Here is a 12958-nt window from a genome sequence, read left to right as displayed (position 1 = left end):
CGGGCGACCCTACTGGTCCATGTCGAGGTTCTCGCGGGTCTCCTCTTCGCTGTGGCGACCGCCGGTCCGGCCGTATTCCTGCCCGGTCGTGGTGGTCCTGGTGTTGTCGATGGCCTTGTTCGCGACGTCGAAAGCCGCCTTGCCCTGGTACGCCGAGCCCTTCGAGAGATCGGTGGGATTGACCCCGACCACCTGCTTGATCGCCTGGTTCGGCACACCCTTGAGGACGTCCTTCGCGGCATCGCCGAACGTGCCCAGCTGGGTCCCGGAGCCCTTGGCGAACGCGCCGACGATCGCCTTCTCCTGACCGGGGGTCATCCCGACCTTTCCCGCCTTCGTCAGCTTCGAACCCTGTTTGACCAGGTCGTCCGTCCACTTGAGCATGAAGCCCATGAACTTGTCGAGGAGCTTCCCGAGCTTGCCGAGGTGCTTGGTGATCTTGCCCATCGCGCTCGCGGCCTTGGCGATCGTCGCGGTCATCGCGGCGGCCACCGACGAACCGAGGCTGACGACGGAAGCGGCCAGCGCGGGCAGCCAGATGTAGATCGCCCACGTGACCAGCTCGGAGATGATCGATTTGACGACCTCTTCGATGACGGTCATCACCATCGACCACATCTGCAGCGTCTCGGCCACCGTCCCGGCACTGTTGCCGATGCCCTTGATACCGACGGCGAAGTCGCCGAGCGCGTTCCGGGCCGCGTCGCCCGCGTCGCCCACCCAGTCCTTCAGGGACTCGTCGCCGGTCTTGACGAAGTCGTCGGCCAGCGTGACGAAGCCCTTGGCGATGTTGCCGAAGTTGCCGGCCGCGGTCTTGAGCGCCGGGCCGTCGCCCGTGACGAAATGCAGCGCGTCCTGCAGCGGCTGGATCAGTTCGATCAGGATGTTCAGGCCGTTGCTGACCAGCCAGCCCACCGGGTCGAGCACGAAGCTCGCGAGGTCCGCCCCCGCCCCCGCGATGAACCCGGCGCCGTCCTGCACCAGCTGCCCGCCCGCGGCCACGAGGTCGCCAGGGCCCTGCGCGGCGCCGAACTTCTCGTAGGCGTTGGCGACGGTGGTGACGCCCTTGCCCGCGATCGGCACCTTCTTCGCCGCGTCGAGCGCGTTCTTGCCGAAGCTGTCGTCACCCGTGATCTTGACGCCGCCGGCGATACTCGCCTTCTCGTCGGTCATGCCGTCCCCCAGCTCACTTCGGTCCGTCGATCTTGGCTTCGTACTTCCCCAGGGTGATCGTCGCGTCGTTTTCGAAGCCGTTGTAGATCGACGCCGCCTGGGTCATCTTCCCGGAGAACGCGTCGACCCCGGTCTTCATCAGTTCGAGCAGCTCGCGCAGATCGGCGAGCTTGCCGGTGTAGGTCTGCTTCACCGCGAGCCCGATCAGGCCCCACGACTTGTCCGTGACGTCGGCCTGGTCGACGAGGCCGCCGAACTTGCCCGCCTCGTCCTTGTAGTAACCGAGTTTGTTCGCGTAGTCGATCAAGGCCTGCGTTTTGACCGCGTGCCCGCCTGGTCCGGTCATCGGTGGTCCTCCTCGTCGAACAGGTTCTTGAGGAACTGGTCACCGGACGAGTTCCCGGCCGACGGCGGTCGTCCGGAAGTCGGCTCGTCCGACCGCCGGAGCACCGTTTCCTCGCTGAAGTCGTCTTCGTTCCGAGGGCGGCGGGGGGTGCTCGGTGGTGGCTCCTCCGACATCTGAGACCGCAGATCGTCCGTTGTGGTTCCCCAAGCTTCGGCTTGGGCTTCGAGCACCTGTTCTTCGACGTTCAGATGGAACGTTCCGCCGAACTGCGCGTCGACGATCCCCGCCTGCTTCCGCGCCGCGTCGGCGACCGCGGTGTGCAAAGTGGACAGAATGGCGGCGGCGAGCAGTTGTGGTTGCTGCCGAAGGGCTTCCGGGCTGAGGCGGATGTCCTTCACGGACCCGCCGGGGCCCGCGACGACGGTGACCGAACGGTCCGGTGACGTCGCCACCGACTCCAGTTCCGCCAGTTCGCTCTGCATCTCGCCGACCTTCGCGAACTGCGTCTCGGCCTGTTTGATCTTGGATTGGAATTTCTCGTATTCCGCGACGAGCTGTTCGAACTCGGCCGACATGGAGCCTCCCCGTGCTTGCGGTGCGTCGTCCGGCCATCAGCGCGCGGCACTGTGACCGGTGTCATCGTGACCCATTCACCGCTTTGACGCGATGGTGTCCTTTCCGGATCCATCCAGCTCACCCGATGGGGGAATAGGTAGCGTGGTTCGCCGAGCGGGGCGGAATCAGCACGAGTGAGGGGAGGGCGTCATGGACGCCGAGCAGCCGGAAAGCGTCGAAGAACCACGGCGGGGGAGTCACGCGGCGCCGGAGGGGGCTCCCGTGCATCCGCTGATCGACCTCTCGAGGGACCCGCGTCCGGGCCGGGCGGACCACGCCAAGCCCGACGAGGAATGAAGACCGGGTGCGCGGCGCCTCCGGTGAGGGCGGTGGCGGGGGCATGGATGGAGATCTGGCCCGAAACGCCGTTCCATCAGGGTCGCCGCGGCGTGTCGCCCGGCACGATATAGTTATAGACCCCCCGATTTGGCCGGTCCGGAAGAGGCCGGGTATCTTTGGAGACCGTGCCCGGCAGGCGTCGGGCCGTCCCGTGTGCCGTGCGGCATGGACGGGGTGCTCAGGCATCCGGTCCACCGGCTTCGCCCACACGGGATCCGACGGAAAATCCCTACGGGAAGTTACCGGTCGCAAGACCGTGACGCGGGCCGACACGCCCGACCGCGGGGGCCGGAGACAACACGTAGTAGCAAGATCGCGAACAGAAAGCTGGTCCATTGCCCACGATCCAGCAGCTGGTCCGTAAGGGCCGCCAGGACAAGGCTGCCAAGCAGAAGACCGCGGCCCTCAAGGGGAGCCCGCAGCGGCGTGGCGTGTGCACTCGCGTGTACACCACAACCCCCAAGAAGCCGAACTCGGCGCTTCGCAAGGTCGCTCGTGTGAAGCTGACCAGCGGCATCGAGGTCACCGCCTACATTCCCGGTGAAGGCCACAACCTGCAGGAGCACTCGATGGTGCTCGTGCGCGGTGGTCGTGTGAAGGACCTGCCGGGTGTCCGCTACAAGATCATCCGCGGTTCGCTCGACACCCAGGGTGTCAAGAACCGTAAGCAGGCGCGCAGCCGGTACGGCGCGAAGAAGGAGAAGAGCTAATGCCCCGCAAGGGTCCGGCCCCGAAGCGGCCGCTGATCTCTGACCCCGTCTACGCATCCCCGCTGGTCACCCAGCTGGTGAACAAGGTGCTGAAGGACGGCAAGCGGTCCCTGGCCGAGCGCATCGTCTACGGCGCCCTCGAAGGCGCTCGCGAGAAGACCGGCACCGACCCGGTCGTCACGCTGAAGCGCGCCCTTGACAACGTGAAGCCCACCATCGAGGTGAAGAGCCGCCGCGTCGGTGGTGCCACCTACCAGGTGCCGATCGAGGTCAAGCCGGGACGTTCCACCACGCTCGCGCTTCGCTGGCTGGTCTCCTTCTCCGCGGCCCGCCGCGAGAAGACCATGATCGAGCGCCTGCAGAACGAGCTGCTCGACGCGAGCAACGGCCTCGGCGCCAGCGTGAAGCGGCGCGAGGACACGCACAAGATGGCCGAGTCCAACAAGGCCTTCGCGCACTACCGCTGGTGATGACCGCCCGGCTGCCGATCAAAGCCTTGCCGGGCCCCAATTTTGAGACAGGGGAACACTCTCGTGGCACGTGACGTGCTGACCGACCTGAACAAGGTCCGCAACATCGGCATCATGGCCCATATCGACGCCGGTAAGACCACCACCACCGAGCGGATCCTGTTCTACACCGGGGTCAACTACAAGATCGGTGAAGTCCACGATGGCGCCGCCACCATGGACTGGATGGAGGAGGAGCAGAAGCGGGGTATCACCATCACCTCGGCTGCCACCACCACCTTCTGGGCCGACCACCAGATCAACATCATCGACACCCCTGGCCACGTCGACTTCACCGTCGAGGTGGAGCGTTCGCTCCGTGTGCTCGACGGTGCCGTCGCCGTCTTCGACGGCAAGGAAGGTGTCGAGCCGCAGTCCGAGCAGGTCTGGCGCCAGGCGGACAAGTACGAGGTTCCTCGTATTTGCTTCGTCAACAAGATGGACAAGCTCGGCGCGGACTTCTACTTCACCGTCCGCACCATCGAGGAGCGCCTCGGCGCCAAGCCGCTGGTCATCCAGCTGCCGATCGGTTCCGAGAACGCCTTCGAAGGCGTCGTCGACCTGGTCCGCATGAAGGCGCTGACCTGGCGTGGCGAGGTCCAGAAGGGCGAGGACTACAGCGTCGAGGAGATCCCCGCCGATCTCACCGAGCTGGCCGCCGAGTACCGGGAGAAGCTGCTCGAGGCCATCGCCGAGACCGACGATGACCTGATGGAGAAGTTCCTCGGTGGCGAAGAGCTGACGGAGGCCGAGATCAAGGCCGGCATCCGCAAGCTCACCATCGCCCGCGAGGCGTACCCGGTGCTCACTGGTTCCGCGTTCAAGAACAAGGGCGTTCAGCCCATGCTCGACGCGGTCATCGACTACCTGCCGACACCGCTCGACGTTCCCGCCGTGGAGGGCATCCTCCCCAACGGCGAGACCGCGCTGCGCAAGCCGAACACCGAAGAGCCGTTCGCGGCCCTCGCGTTCAAGATCGCCGCGCACCCGTTCTTCGGCAAGCTGACCTACATCCGGGTCTACTCGGGCAAGATCAGCAAGGGCTCCCAGGTCGTCAACGCGACCAAGGAGCGCAAGGAGCGCATCGGCGGCCTGTTCCAGATGCACTCCAACAAGGAGAATCCGGTCGAAGAGGGCCAGGCAGGCCACATCTACGCCGTGCAGGGCCTCAAGGACACCACCACCGGTGACACCTTGGCGGACCCGCAGAACCCGATCGTCCTCGAGTCGATGACGTTCCCGGCGCCGGTCATCCGCGTCGCGATCGAGCCGAAGACCAAGGCCGACCAGGAGAAGTTGTCGCTGGCGATCCAGAAGCTGGCCGAAGAGGACCCCACGTTCCAGGTCAACCTGGACGAGGAGACCGGCCAGACGATCATCGCGGGTATGGGTGAGCTGCACCTCGAGGTGCTGGTGAACCGGATGAAGTCCGACTACAAGGTCGAGGCGAACATCGGTAAGCCGCAGGTCGCCTACCGCGAGACGGTGCGCAGGACGGTCGAGAAGCTCGACTACGTGCACAAGAAGCAGACCGGCGGTTCCGGTCAGTTCGCGAAGGTCATCGTCAAGCTCGAGCCGCTCGAGACCACCGACGGCGCGCTGTACGAGTTCGAGAACAAGGTCACCGGTGGCCGCGTGCCGCGGGAGTACATCCCGTCGGTCGACGCGGGCGCGCAGGACGCCATGCAGTACGGCGTACTGGCGGGTTACCCGCTGGTCGGACTGAAGTTCACCCTGCTCGACGGTGCGTACCACGAGGTCGACTCCTCGGAAATGGCCTTCAAGGTCGCCGGTTCCATGGCGATGAAGGAAGCCGCCAAGAAGGCCGGTCCGGTCATCCTCGAACCGTTGATGGCCGTCGAGGTCACCACGCCCGAGGACTACATGGGCGATGTGATCGGTGACCTCAACTCCCGCCGTGGCCAGATCCAGGCCATGGAGGAGCGCACCGGTACCCGTGTCGTCAAGGCACTGGTCCCGCTGTCGGAGATGTTCGGTTACGTCGGTGACCTGCGTTCGCGTACGCAGGGACGTGCCAACTACTCCATGGTGTTCGACTCCTACGCCGAGGTTCCCGCGAACGTCGCGAAGGAAATCATCGCGAAGGCGACGGGGGAGTAGTTCCCGTCCGCTCGCGGGCATAAGGAACACTCCTGAACGTCCGCAGCATCCGTCAAGAAACGAAACCCCGTCCGACAGCCACGTTGGCCGGTGAGTAAGCAAAACAGTCCAGGAGGACATTCCAGTGGCGAAGGCGAAATTCGAGCGGACCAAGCCGCACGTCAACATCGGGACCATCGGTCACGTCGACCACGGTAAGACCACTCTGACCGCGGCGATCACCAAGGTTCTGCACGACAAGTACCCCGAGCTGAACACGGCGTCGGCGTTCGACCAGATCGACAACGCGCCGGAAGAGAAGCAGCGCGGCATCACGATCAACATCTCGCACGTCGAGTACCAGACCGAGAAGCGTCACTACGCTCACGTGGACGCCCCCGGTCACGCGGACTACATCAAGAACATGATCACCGGTGCGGCGCAGATGGACGGCGCGATCCTCGTGGTCGCGGCGACCGACGGCCCGATGCCGCAGACCCGTGAGCACGTGCTGCTCGCGAAGCAGGTCGGCGTGCCCTACATCGTGGTCGCGCTGAACAAGGCCGACATGGTCGACGACGAGGAGATCCTGGAGCTCGTCGAGCTCGAGGTCCGCGAGCTGCTGTCTTCCCAGGACTTCCCTGGTGACGACGCTCCGGTCGTCAAGGTCTCCGGCCTGAAGGCCCTCGAGGGCGACGCCAAGTGGGGCGAGAGCGTGCTCGAGCTCATGGCGGCCGTCGACGAGAACGTGCCGGACCCGGTGCGTGAGCTCGACAAGCCGTTCCTGATGCCGATCGAAGACGTCTTCACGATCACCGGCCGTGGCACGGTCGTGACCGGCCGCATCGAGCGTGGCCGCGTCAACGTGAACGAAGAGGTCGAGATCGTCGGCATCAAGGAAAAGTCGACCAAGACCACCGTCACCGGTGTCGAGATGTTCCGCAAGCTGCTCGACCAGGGTGAGGCCGGCGACAACGTCGGTCTGCTGGTCCGTGGTATCAAGCGCGAGGACGTCGAGCGCGGCCAGGTCGTCGTGAAGCCGGGCACCACCACCCCGCACACGGAGTTCGAGGGCTCGGTCTACATCCTGTCGAAGGACGAGGGTGGCCGTCACACCCCGTTCTTCAACAACTACCGCCCGCAGTTCTACTTCCGTACCACGGACGTGACCGGCGTCGTCACCCTCAAGGAGGGTGTCGAGATGGTCATGCCGGGCGACAACACGGACATCAGCGTCGTGCTGATCCAGCCGGTCGCCATGGACGAGGGTCTGCGTTTCGCCATCCGTGAGGGTGGACGGACCGTGGGCGCCGGCCAGGTCACCAAGATCGTCAAGTGATTTAACGCCGACCCGGGGGTCTGATACACCCCCGGGTTCAAGGCGTCAAATCACGTGTGCAACACTATTCAGGTTGCTCGTCCTGGGGCGGCCGAACCTTGCAAGTCATTCGATGAGCAGGTTCCGGCCGCCCTGGTATGAGCGGCCACGGTCCGTGGAACTCTTCCTTCGGGTGAGGCCAGCGGGCACGGCGGTTGAGACGGCATTGACGGCTCACCGCCCTCCTCACGTGAGGAAGACCAGCAAGACGACGATCCCGCGGGATCCGTCTGTGCGTCGGGCGCGACACGCCCGACCGCGTGGACCGGGGACAGGGCCGTTGAACTGCGAGAACTCCGGCCCCGCCGGGGTTTGAAGAGACAAAGCGGCACGAGACGACAAGGAACGCAGCCACCATGGCGGGACAGAAGATCCGCATCCGGCTCAAGGCCTACGACCACGAGGCGATCGACACCTCGGCGCGCAAGATCGTCGAGACGGTCACGCGCACCGGCGCCCGTGTTGTCGGGCCGGTGCCGCTGCCCACCGAGAAGAACGTTTACTGCGTCATCCGCTCGCCGCACAAGTACAAGGATTCGCGCGAGCACTTCGAGATGCGCACGCACAAGCGTCTGATCGACATCCTCGACCCGACGCCGAAGACGGTCGACGCGCTCATGCGCATCGACCTGCCGGCGAGCGTCGACGTCAACATCCAGTAGCGGCTGGCGAGCGGCGGAGAGTAAGAGACTCATGTCTGACAGGCAAATGAAGGGCATTCTGGGCACCAAGCTCGGCATGACCCAGGTCTTCGACGAGAACAACCGGGTCGTCCCGGTGACCGTCGTGCAGGCCGGTCCGAATGTGGTCACCCAGGTTCGGACCCAGGAAACCGACGGCTACAAGGCCGTGCAGCTGGCTTTCGGCGCGGTCGACCCGCGCCGGGTCAACAAGCCGCGCACCGGCCACTTCGACAAGGCGAGCGTGACCCCGCGTCGTTACCTTGCGGAGCTGCGTACCACCGACGCCGAGACCTACGAGGTCGGCCAGGAGATCACCGCCGAGGTGTTCGAGGCCGGTATCGAGGTCGACGTGACCGGTACCAGCAAGGGCAAGGGCTACGCCGGTGTCATGAAGCGTCACGGCTTCAAGGGCCAGGGCGCGAGCCACGGTGCCCAGGCCGTGCACCGCAAGCCCGGCTCGATCGGTGGCTGTGCCACCCCGGGCCGCGTCTTCAAGGGCCTGCGCATGGCGGGCCGGATGGGCAACGACCGGGTCACCACGCAGAACCTGACCGTGCACGCCGTGCGTGCCGAGGACGGTCTGCTGCTGATCAAGGGCGCCGTGCCCGGTCCCAAGGGCGGCCTGCTGTTCGTTCGCAGCGCCGCGAAGGGTGGTAACTGAACATGACCAGCGTCGAGCTGAAGACCCCGGCCGGTAAAGCCGACGGCACGGTCGAGCTCCCCTCGGAGATCTTCGACGTGCAGGCCAACGTGCCCCTCATGCACCAGGTCGTGGTGGGCCAGCTGGCCGCCGCGCGCCAGGGCACGCATGACACCAAGACCCGCGGTGAAGTCCGCGGTGGTGGCAAGAAGCCGTACCGCCAGAAGGGCACCGGCCGCGCCCGCCAGGGTTCGACCCGTGCGCCGCAGTTCACCGGTGGTGGCGTCGTCCACGGCCCCACGCCGCGTGACTACACCCAGCGGACCCCGAAGAAGATGAAGGCCGCCGCTCTCCGTGGCGCCCTCTCGGACCGGGCCCGTGCCGGACAGCTGCACGTCGTCACCGAACTGGTGACCGGCGAGAAGCCGTCCACCAAGTCCGCCAAGGCCGTCATCGCCGCGGTGACCCAGGCCAAGCGCGTTCTCGTGGTCCTGCACCGCGACGACCAGCTGAGCTGGAACTCGCTGCGCAACCTGGCCGACGTCCACCTCATCACGCCCGACCAGCTCAACACCTACGACGTGTTGGTCAACGACGACGTGGTGTTCACCAAGGCCGCTTACGACGTGTTCGTCGCCGGTCCCGTCAGGGGCAAGGGCGCGAAGGCCAGCGCGCGGTCGAGCGAGACCGAAGGGAGTGACGAGCAGTGAGTGCGATCGCCATCCCCGATCCCCGCGACGTCTTGCTCGCGCCGGTGATCTCCGAGAAGTCCTACGGACTGCTCGAAGACCACAAGTACACGTTCGTGGTTCGCCCGGACGCCAACAAGACCCAGATCAAGATCGCGGTCGAGAAGGTGTTCGGCGTCAAGGTGGTCAGTGTCAACACCCTCAACCGCCAGGGCAAGCGTAAGCGGACTCGCGCCGGCTTCGGCAAGCGCAAGGACACCAAGCGCGCCATCGTGACTCTTTCGGCTGAGAGCAAGCCGATCGAGATCTTCGGCGGACCCACCGCGTAAAGGACTGAGCTGACACATGGGCATCCGCAAGTACAAGCCGACGACCCCGGGTCGTCGCGGTTCCAGCGTCTCCGACTTCGCCGAGATCACTCGGTCGACCCCGGAGAAGTCGCTGCTGCGTCCGCTGAGCAAGACCGGCGGCCGTAACTCCAGCGGCAAGATCACCACCCGCCACAAGGGCGGTGGCCACAAGCGTGCGTACCGGCTGATCGACTTCCGCCGGAACGACAAGGACGGCGTTCCCGCCAAGGTCGCGCACATCGAGTACGACCCCAACCGGTCCGCTCGTATCGCGCTCCTGCACTACGCCGACGGCGAGAAGCGCTACATCATCGCCCCGGAGAAGCTCAAGCAGGGTGACACGGTCGAGAACGGCCCCCGCGCCGACATCAAGCCGGGTAACAACCTGCCGCTGCGCAACATCCCGGTCGGCACCGTGATCCACGCGATCGAGCTCCGCCCCGGTGGCGGCGCGAAGATGGCGCGGTCCGCCGGTGCCAAGGTGCAGCTGGTGGCGAAGGACGGGCCTTACGCCCAGCTTCGTCTCCCCTCGGGCGAGATCCGCAACGTCGACGTGCGCAACCGCGCCACCATCGGCGAGGTCGGCAACTCCGAGCACTCCAACATCAACTGGGGCAAGGCGGGCCGTAACCGCTGGCGCGGCAAGCGCCCCACCGTCCGTGGTGTCGTCATGAACCCGGTCGACCACCCGCACGGTGGTGGTGAGGGTAAGACCTCCGGTGGTCGTCACCCGGTGAACCCGAACGGTAAGCCCGAGGGTCGTACCCGTCGCCGCAAGGCTTCGGACTCGATGATCGTCCGACGTCGCCGTACCGGCAAGAACAAGCGCTGAGCAGGGAGGTAGAAGCACATGCCACGCAGCCTTAAAAAAGGCCCCTTCGTGGACGACCACCTGCTCAAGAAGGTGGACGTTCTCAACGAGTCGGGCAAGAAGACCGTGATCAAGACCTGGTCGCGTCGTTCCACGATCATCCCGGATTTCCTGGGTCACACGATCGCGGTGCACGACGGCCGCAAGCACGTCCCGGTGTTCGTCACCGAGGCGATGGTGGGTCACAAGTTGGGCGAGTTCGCCCCGACCAGGACCTTCAAGGGCCACATCAAGGACGACCGCAAGTCGCGCCGCCGCTGAGCGGGCACGAGAGAACAAGGAAGCTAGCGATGAACGCCCAGAACGACGTGGCCGAGGCTTTGCCGACGGCTTACGCGCGGGCTCGCTTCGTCCGGGACTCGCCTACCAAGGTGCGCCGGGTGATCGAGCTGATCAAGGGACGTAGCGCCGCCGACGCCTTGGCCGTGCTCCAGTTCGCCCCGCAGGCGGCAAGCGAGCCGGTCGCGAAGGTGCTCGCCAGCGCCATGGCCAACGCCGAGAACAACCTCGATCTCGATCCGGACACCCTCTGGGTCAAGAACGCCTACGCCGACGAGGGCCCGACCCTCAAGCGCATCCGTCCGCGGGCCCAGGGCCGCGCGTACCGGATCCGCAAGCGGACCAGCCACATCACCGTCGAGGTGGAGTCGCGTCCGAAGGCCGAAGCCAAGAAGGCACAGGGCAAGAAGAAGGCAGGTGGCCGGTAGTGGGCCAGAAGATCAACCCGCACGGCTTCCGCCTGGGTATCACCACGGACTGGAAGTCGCGTTGGTACGCCGACAAGCAGTACGCGGAGTACGTGGCCGAGGACGTCAAGATCCGGAAGCTGCTGTCCACGGGCATGGAGCGCGCCGGGATCTCCAAGGTCGAGATCGAGCGCACCCGTGACCGGGTCCGCGTCGACATCCACACCGCCCGGCCGGGCATCGTCATCGGCCGTCGCGGCGCGGAGGCCGACCGCATCCGCGGCGCGCTGGAGAAGCTGACCGCCAAGCAGGTCCAGCTGAACATCCTCGAGGTCAAGAACCCCGAGGCCGACGCCCAGCTCGTCGCTCAGGGTGTCGCGGAGCAGCTGAGCAACCGGGTGGCGTTCCGCCGCGCGATGCGCAAGGCGATCCAGACCTCCATGCGTTCGCCGCAGGTCAAGGGCATCCGCGTGCAGTGCGGCGGTCGTCTCGGCGGTGCCGAGATGTCCCGCTCCGAGCACTACCGCGATGGCCGCGTCCCGCTGCACACGCTGCGCGCCGACATCGACTACGGCTTCTTCGAGGCCAAGACGACGTTCGGTCGCATCGGCGTGAAGGTGTGGATCTACAAGGGTGAGCTCGTGGGTGGCCTCAAGGCCCGTGAGGCGCGTGACGCCGCAGCGGCCGCCGAGCGCGCCCCGCGCCGTGACCGTGGTGACCGTCCGTCCCGCCCGCGCCGTTCCGGTGCGTCGGGCACGACGCCGACCTCGACCGAAGCCGGTCGGGCAGCCGCCGCCGCCAAGAGCGACGACGCCGCCCCCAAGAGTGGCACTGCCACCGAGGCCCCGGCTGCTGAGACTGCAGAAAAGACGGAGGGCTGACACGTGCTCATCCCGCGCAGGGTCAAGCACCGGAAGCAGCACTCCCCGAAGCGCCACGGTGCCGCCAAGGGCGGTACGAACGTGAGCTTCGGCGAGTACGGCATCCAGGCACTTGAGCACAGCTATGTGACCAACCGGCAGATCGAGTCCGCTCGTATCGCCATGACGCGTCACATCAAGCGTGGTGGCAAGGTGTGGACGACCATCTACCCGGACCGCCCGCTGACCAAGAAGCCGGCGGAAACCCGCATGGGTTCCGGTAAGGGTTCGCCCGAGTGGTGGATCGCCAACGTGAAGCCGGGTCGCGTGATGTTCGAGATCTCGTTCCCGAACGAGGAGACCGCCCGTGAGGCGCTCCGTCGCGCGATCCACAAGCTGCCCATGAAGTGCCGCATCGTGACCCGTGAAGGTGGTGAGTTCTGATGGCGAAGGCAGGTGCCGCCCAGGCATCGGAGCTGCGTGAGCTCACCGCGGAAGAGCTCGTTCTGCGTCTGAAGGAATACAAGGAGGAGCTCTTCAACCTCCGCTTCCAGATGGCGACCGGACAGCTCGACAACAACCGCCGTCTGCGCACCGTCCGCACGGACATCGCGCGGATCTACACGGTCATGCGCGAGCGTGAACTCGGCCTGTCCGTTTCCCCTGACGCCGAGAGTGAAGGTGCCGCATGAGCGAGCAGCCCAACGCTGAGGCGGCCCCCCGTAACGACCGCAAGGTCCGTGAGGGTTACGTCGTCTCGGACAAGATGAACAAGACGATCGTGGTCGAGCTCGAAGACCGCAAGAAGCACCGTCGTTACGCCAAGGTTCTCCGCAGCACCAGCAAGGTCAAGGTGCACGACGAGAACAACGAGGCGGGCGTGGGCGACCGGGTCACCCTGATGGAGACCCGCCCGCTGTCGGCGACCAAGCGCTGGCGTCTGGTGCAGATCGTGGAGAAGGCCAAGTAAGTAGGGCTCTTTCGAGTCCCTTAGTTCCGCAAGGCTCGC

At 65.8% G+C, this 12958-nt stretch carries 19 protein-coding genes; 16 read left to right on the top strand and 3 right to left on the bottom strand.

Annotation, left to right across the window (positions count from 1 at the left end; translation table 11 throughout):
* Positions 1–9: 9 nt before the first annotated feature.
* The 3 genes from ACZ6DT_RS27825 to ACZ6DT_RS27815 are packed head-to-tail and all read right to left on the bottom strand — an operon-like array spanning position 10 to position 2094.
* Positions 10–1173 (bottom strand): hypothetical protein, encoded by a 1164-nt coding sequence (locus ACZ6DT_RS27825; RefSeq protein ID WP_465600488.1) that lies wholly within the window; start codon positions 1171–1173, stop codon positions 10–12.
* Between the two features lie 13 nt (positions 1174–1186).
* Positions 1187–1519: a hypothetical protein gene (locus tag ACZ6DT_RS27820; RefSeq protein WP_410577484.1), complete on the bottom strand. Its 333-nt coding sequence runs from the start codon at positions 1517–1519 to the stop codon at positions 1187–1189.
* Positions 1516–2094 (bottom strand): YbaB/EbfC family nucleoid-associated protein, encoded by a 579-nt coding sequence (locus tag ACZ6DT_RS27815; RefSeq protein ID WP_465600484.1) that lies wholly within the window; start codon positions 2092–2094, stop codon positions 1516–1518. The genes ACZ6DT_RS27820 and ACZ6DT_RS27815 overlap by 4 nt, the downstream gene beginning before the upstream one ends.
* 190 nt (positions 2095–2284) lie before the next feature.
* Between ACZ6DT_RS27815 and ACZ6DT_RS27810 the strand changes: the two genes are divergently transcribed.
* The 16 genes from ACZ6DT_RS27810 to rpsQ all read left to right on the top strand — a co-directional run bounded on the left by ACZ6DT_RS27810 (position 2285) and on the right by rpsQ (position 12919).
* Positions 2285–2431 (top strand): hypothetical protein, encoded by a 147-nt coding sequence (locus tag ACZ6DT_RS27810; RefSeq protein WP_465600482.1) that lies wholly within the window; start codon positions 2285–2287, stop codon positions 2429–2431.
* A 377-nt stretch (positions 2432–2808) separates the two neighbouring features.
* Complete coding sequence (gene rpsL, locus ACZ6DT_RS27805; protein ID WP_003102113.1) at positions 2809–3183, top strand: 30S ribosomal protein S12; 375 nt, start codon at positions 2809–2811, stop codon at positions 3181–3183.
* Positions 3183–3653 (top strand): 30S ribosomal protein S7, encoded by a 471-nt coding sequence (gene rpsG, locus ACZ6DT_RS27800; protein ID WP_005166770.1) that lies wholly within the window; start codon positions 3183–3185, stop codon positions 3651–3653. Before rpsL ends, rpsG begins: the two co-directional genes overlap by 1 nt.
* A gap of 63 nt (positions 3654–3716) precedes the next feature.
* Positions 3717–5813, top strand: coding sequence for an elongation factor G (gene fusA / locus ACZ6DT_RS27795; protein ID WP_465600480.1), 2097 nt, complete (start codon positions 3717–3719; stop codon positions 5811–5813).
* Between the two features lie 124 nt (positions 5814–5937).
* Complete coding sequence (gene tuf, locus ACZ6DT_RS27790; protein ID WP_276366384.1) at positions 5938–7131, top strand: elongation factor Tu; 1194 nt, start codon at positions 5938–5940, stop codon at positions 7129–7131.
* 395 nt (positions 7132–7526) lie between these two features.
* A complete protein-coding gene (rpsJ, locus tag ACZ6DT_RS27785) occupies positions 7527–7832 on the top strand; it encodes a 30S ribosomal protein S10 (RefSeq protein ID WP_003102098.1) in 306 nt (101 codons plus the stop codon).
* A 31-nt stretch (positions 7833–7863) separates the two neighbouring features.
* Positions 7864–8514: a 50S ribosomal protein L3 gene (gene rplC / locus ACZ6DT_RS27780; RefSeq protein WP_410650136.1), complete on the top strand. Its 651-nt coding sequence runs from the start codon at positions 7864–7866 to the stop codon at positions 8512–8514.
* Positions 8515–8516: 2 nt separating this feature from the next.
* The gene (rplD, locus tag ACZ6DT_RS27775; protein ID WP_465600476.1) at positions 8517–9203 is read left to right on the top strand and encodes a 50S ribosomal protein L4; all 687 of its coding nucleotides are present in this window, start codon (positions 8517–8519) and stop codon (positions 9201–9203) included.
* Positions 9200–9511, top strand: a complete 312-nt coding sequence (gene rplW / locus ACZ6DT_RS27770) for a 50S ribosomal protein L23 (RefSeq protein ID WP_465600474.1) — start codon at positions 9200–9202, stop codon at positions 9509–9511. Before rplD ends, rplW begins: the two co-directional genes overlap by 4 nt.
* A gap of 16 nt (positions 9512–9527) precedes the next feature.
* Positions 9528–10364, top strand: coding sequence for a 50S ribosomal protein L2 (gene rplB / locus ACZ6DT_RS27765; protein WP_465600471.1), 837 nt, complete (start codon positions 9528–9530; stop codon positions 10362–10364).
* A gap of 18 nt (positions 10365–10382) precedes the next feature.
* Complete coding sequence (gene rpsS, locus ACZ6DT_RS27760; protein WP_026468892.1) at positions 10383–10664, top strand: 30S ribosomal protein S19; 282 nt, start codon at positions 10383–10385, stop codon at positions 10662–10664.
* Positions 10665–10693: 29 nt separating this feature from the next.
* Positions 10694–11110 (top strand): 50S ribosomal protein L22, encoded by a 417-nt coding sequence (rplV, locus tag ACZ6DT_RS27755; protein ID WP_007031038.1) that lies wholly within the window; start codon positions 10694–10696, stop codon positions 11108–11110.
* Positions 11110–11970, top strand: coding sequence for a 30S ribosomal protein S3 (gene rpsC / locus ACZ6DT_RS27750; protein ID WP_465600468.1), 861 nt, complete (start codon positions 11110–11112; stop codon positions 11968–11970). Before rplV ends, rpsC begins: the two co-directional genes overlap by 1 nt.
* A gap of 3 nt (positions 11971–11973) precedes the next feature.
* Positions 11974–12393 carry a 50S ribosomal protein L16 gene (gene rplP, locus ACZ6DT_RS27745; protein WP_061979956.1) on the top strand — a complete coding sequence of 140 codons (420 nt, stop codon included), beginning with the start codon at positions 11974–11976 and terminating at the stop codon, positions 12391–12393.
* The gene (gene rpmC / locus ACZ6DT_RS27740) at positions 12393–12641 is read left to right on the top strand and encodes a 50S ribosomal protein L29 (protein ID WP_007031040.1); all 249 of its coding nucleotides are present in this window, start codon (positions 12393–12395) and stop codon (positions 12639–12641) included. The genes rplP and rpmC overlap by 1 nt, the downstream gene beginning before the upstream one ends.
* Positions 12638–12919 carry a 30S ribosomal protein S17 gene (rpsQ, locus tag ACZ6DT_RS27735; protein ID WP_007031041.1) on the top strand — a complete coding sequence of 94 codons (282 nt, stop codon included), beginning with the start codon at positions 12638–12640 and terminating at the stop codon, positions 12917–12919. Before rpmC ends, rpsQ begins: the two co-directional genes overlap by 4 nt.
* Positions 12920–12958: the final 39 nt, after the last annotated feature.

Source organism: Amycolatopsis sp. NPDC041971 (assembly GCF_055588925.1).
The sequence above is the reverse complement of the archived record's forward strand: the minus strand, read 5'-3'. Positions and strand labels throughout refer to the sequence as shown.

What these genes read in the sequence shown, in the direction of transcription:
- rpsG (WP_005166770.1), top strand. Translation starts at nt 3,183, where the DNA reads ATGCCCCGCAAGGGTCCGGCCCCGAAGCGGCCGCTGATCTCTGACCCC.
- ACZ6DT_RS27810 (WP_465600482.1), top strand. Translation starts at nt 2,285, where the DNA reads ATGGACGCCGAGCAGCCGGAAAGCGTCGAAGAACCACGGCGGGGGAGT.
- ACZ6DT_RS27825 (WP_465600488.1), bottom strand. Translation starts at nt 1,173, where the DNA reads ATGACCGACGAGAAGGCGAGTATCGCCGGCGGCGTCAAGATCACGGGT.
- rplC (WP_410650136.1), top strand. Translation starts at nt 7,864, where the DNA reads ATGTCTGACAGGCAAATGAAGGGCATTCTGGGCACCAAGCTCGGCATG.
- rplD (WP_465600476.1), top strand. Translation starts at nt 8,517, where the DNA reads ATGACCAGCGTCGAGCTGAAGACCCCGGCCGGTAAAGCCGACGGCACG.
- rpsS (WP_026468892.1), top strand. Translation starts at nt 10,383, where the DNA reads ATGCCACGCAGCCTTAAAAAAGGCCCCTTCGTGGACGACCACCTGCTC.
- rpsJ (WP_003102098.1), top strand. Translation starts at nt 7,527, where the DNA reads ATGGCGGGACAGAAGATCCGCATCCGGCTCAAGGCCTACGACCACGAG.
- ACZ6DT_RS27820 (WP_410577484.1), bottom strand. Translation starts at nt 1,519, where the DNA reads ATGACCGGACCAGGCGGGCACGCGGTCAAAACGCAGGCCTTGATCGAC.
- rpmC (WP_007031040.1), top strand. Translation starts at nt 12,393, where the DNA reads ATGGCGAAGGCAGGTGCCGCCCAGGCATCGGAGCTGCGTGAGCTCACC.
- ACZ6DT_RS27815 (WP_465600484.1), bottom strand. Translation starts at nt 2,094, where the DNA reads ATGTCGGCCGAGTTCGAACAGCTCGTCGCGGAATACGAGAAATTCCAA.
- rpsQ (WP_007031041.1), top strand. Translation starts at nt 12,638, where the DNA reads ATGAGCGAGCAGCCCAACGCTGAGGCGGCCCCCCGTAACGACCGCAAG.
- rplV (WP_007031038.1), top strand. Translation starts at nt 10,694, where the DNA reads ATGAACGCCCAGAACGACGTGGCCGAGGCTTTGCCGACGGCTTACGCG.
- rplB (WP_465600471.1), top strand. Translation starts at nt 9,528, where the DNA reads ATGGGCATCCGCAAGTACAAGCCGACGACCCCGGGTCGTCGCGGTTCC.